We start from the raw sequence: 2,938 nt of genomic DNA on the forward strand, positions 1-2,938 counted from the left end.
CTTCTACGTCATCCGGATGCTCGGCGGCCTGCTCTACCTCTCCGGGATGCTGGTCATGGCCTGGAACGTATGGATGACCGTCACCGACTCCAAGCCGGCCGAAGCCGCGATCCCGCAACCCGCATGAAGCTCACCCACGACCTCATCGAGCGCAACCAGGCGCTCCTCATCATCCTGGTGATCCTGGTGGTCGCCGTGGGCGGCATCGTCGAGATCGTGCCGCTGTCCTTCCAGAAATCGGTCACCGAGCCGGTGGCCGGGCTCAAGCCCTACACGCCGCTGCAGCTCACCGGGCGCGACGTCTACGTGCGCGAGGGCTGCTACAACTGTCACTCGCAGATGGTGCGGCCGTTCCGTGCCGAGGTGGAGCGCTACGGCCCGTTCTCGGTGGCCGGCGAGTTCGTCTACGACCGGCCGTTCCAGTGGGGCTCGAAGCGCACCGGCCCGGACCTGCACCGCGTCGGCGGGCGCTACTCCGACGAGTGGCACCGCATCCACCTCAACAACCCGCGCGACGTGGTGCCCGAGTCCAACATGCCCGGCTACCCTTGGCTGGCGCGCACGCCGGCGAACGCCGCCGACATCGAGGCCAAGCTGCGCGCGCTGCGCCGCCTTGGCGTGCCCTACACCGAGGACGAGATCAAGGGCGCCCGCCAGGCGCTCCAGGGCAGGACCGAGGCCGACGCGCTGATCGCCTACCTGCAGAACCTGGGCACCGCCGTGAAGAGGAGCAAGTAACGCAATGGACATCGACTTTCTGCGCGAGGCGGTCACCGTGAGCGCCTTCGCCGCATTCCTCGGCATCGTCTGGTGGGCGTATACGCCGTCGCGCAAGGCGCGCTGGCAGGAGAAGGGCCGGCTGGGAGACGACGCATGAGCCTGTTCTCCAGCGGCTTGTGGGACCTGTACATCGCCGTGGTGGCGCTGGTGTCGATCGTCGCCTGCGCCGTGTTCCTGAGGTCGCAGAGCATCCGCAAGGCCTCGGGTGCGGTGCCGACCACCGGGCACGTCTGGGACGAGGACCTGGCCGAGTACAACAACCCGCTGCCGCGGTGGTGGAGCTGGCTTTTCTACCTCACGGTGGTCTTTGCCCTGGCCTACCTGGTGCTCTACCCCGGCCTGGGCAGCTGGCAGGGCGTGCTGGGCTGGTCGCAGGTCGGGCAGTACGAGCGCGAGCAGGCCGCCGCCGCCAAGCGCTACGGCCCGCTGTACGAGAAGTTCGCCGGCATGGACGTGCTGGCGCTGTCAAAGACGCCGGCGGCGCTCGCGGTGGGCGAGAAGCTGTTCCTCAACAACTGCGCGCAATGCCACGCTTCCGACGGCGGCGGCTCGCGCGGCTTCCCCAACCTCACCGACCGCGACTGGCTGTGGGGCGGCGAGCCGGAAGCGATCCGCACCACCATCGCCGAAGGCCGCACCGGCGCCATGCCGCCGTTCGGCGCCCTCGGCGAGCAGACGGTGAAGGACCTCGCGCACTACGTCCTGTCGCTTTCCGGCCGCCCGTACGACGGCATCCGCAGAGCGCGCGCCGAGCCGCTGTTCAAGTCGACCTGCGCCGCCTGCCACGGCGCCGAGGGCAAGGGCAACCCGGCGCTGGGCGCGCCGAACCTCACCGACAAGACCTGGCTGCACGGTTCGGCCGAGCCCGCGATCATCGAGACCATCTCGCGCGGCCGCACCAGCCAGATGCCGGCGCACAAGGGCCTGCTGGACGAGGCGAAGATCCACCTGCTGACTGCCTACGTGCTGTCGCTGTCGCGCCCGCCCGCGCCGTGAAGAACGACCTGGAGGCCTCCGAGCTCTCGCTCTACGAGGTCCGCCGGAAGATCTACCCGCGCGCGGTGCACGGCTGGTTCGCCGCCTGGCGCTGGACGCTGGTCTGGGCGACGCAGCTCGCCTTCTACGGCGGCGCCTGGCTCACCTGGAACGATCGCCAGGCGATCCTGTTCGACATCGCGCAGCGCAAGTTCTACATCTTCGGCCTGGTGTTCTGGCCGCAGGACATCATCTACCTCACCGTCCTGCTGATCCTCTCGGCGCTGGCGCTGTTCCTGTTCACCGCGGTCGCCGGCCGCCTGTGGTGCGGCTACGCCTGCCCGCAGACCGTCTACACCGAGATCTTCATGTGGATCGAGCGGGTGATCGAGGGCGACCGGAATGCGCGCATGCGCCTGGATTCCGGCAAGGCCGGCCCGCGCAAGCTGCTGCTGAAGAGCGCGAAGCACGCCGCGTGGATCGCGCTGTCGCTGTGGACCGGCTTCACCTTCGTCGGCTATTTCACGCCGATCCGCGGGATGCTGTCGCTCGAATTCGGCCCGTGGCAGGCCTTCTGGGTGCTGTTCTACGGCTTCGCCACCTACGGCAACGCCGGCTGGATGCGCGAGCAGGTCTGCAAGTACATGTGCCCGTACGCGCGCTTCCAGAGCGCCATGTTCGACAAGGACACGCTGGTCATCACCTACGACTCGGCCAGGGGAGAGCCGCGCGGCGCGAAAAAGAAGGACGGCGCCGCGCAGGCGCTCGGCGACTGCGTCGACTGCGGCATCTGCGTGCAGGTCTGCCCGACCGGCATCGACATCCGCGACGGCCTGCAGTACGAGTGCATCGGCTGCGCGGCCTGCATCGACGGCTGCAACCAGGTGATGCAGAAGCTCGGCCGGCCGCAGAAGCTGATCCGCTACTCCACCACCCACGCGATGGAAGGCAGGCCCACGCGCCTGCTGCGTCCCAGGGTGTGGATCTATTCGGGTATCTTGCTGGCGGTGTCGGCTGCGGCCGTGGTCAGCCTGTACCTGCGCGTGCCCCTGAAGGTGGACGTCATCCGCGACCGCGCCGCCATCGCCCGCGAGGTGGGCGACGAAGTGGAGAACGTCTACCGCCTGCAGATCATGAACACCACCGAGCGCGAGCAGCTGTACCGGATACGCGTGCATGGCCT

General features: G+C 68.5%; 4 protein-coding genes. All 4 read left to right on the forward strand.

Going from position 1 to position 2,938, the window contains the following annotated elements; translation table 11 throughout:
- Positions 1-123: 123 nt before the first annotated feature.
- Positions 124-738, forward strand: a complete 615-nt coding sequence (gene ccoO, locus VFM98_RS16510; protein WP_325110991.1) for a cytochrome-c oxidase, cbb3-type subunit II — start codon at positions 124-126, stop codon at positions 736-738.
- A gap of 4 nt (positions 739-742) precedes the next feature.
- The gene (locus VFM98_RS16515; protein WP_325110992.1) at positions 743-877 is read left to right on the forward strand and encodes a CcoQ/FixQ family Cbb3-type cytochrome c oxidase assembly chaperone; all 135 of its coding nucleotides are present in this window, start codon (positions 743-745) and stop codon (positions 875-877) included.
- Complete coding sequence (gene ccoP / locus VFM98_RS16520; RefSeq protein ID WP_325110993.1) at positions 874-1,776, forward strand: cytochrome-c oxidase, cbb3-type subunit III; 903 nt, start codon at positions 874-876, stop codon at positions 1,774-1,776. Before VFM98_RS16515 ends, ccoP begins: the two co-directional genes overlap by 4 nt.
- The coding region (gene ccoG / locus VFM98_RS16525; protein ID WP_325110994.1) for a cytochrome c oxidase accessory protein CcoG at positions 1,773-2,938 on the forward strand (1,166 nt) is incomplete at its 3' end. The genes ccoP and ccoG, both read left to right, overlap by 4 nt.

It is taken from the genome of Ramlibacter sp. (assembly GCF_035706265.1).
GTDB lineage: Bacteria > Pseudomonadota > Gammaproteobacteria > Burkholderiales > Burkholderiaceae_C > Ramlibacter.

What these genes read in the sequence shown, in the direction of transcription:
- ccoO (WP_325110991.1), top strand. Translation starts at nt 124, where the DNA reads ATGAAGCTCACCCACGACCTCATCGAGCGCAACCAGGCGCTCCTCATC.
- VFM98_RS16515 (WP_325110992.1), top strand. Translation starts at nt 743, where the DNA reads ATGGACATCGACTTTCTGCGCGAGGCGGTCACCGTGAGCGCCTTCGCC.
- ccoP (WP_325110993.1), top strand. Translation starts at nt 874, where the DNA reads ATGAGCCTGTTCTCCAGCGGCTTGTGGGACCTGTACATCGCCGTGGTG.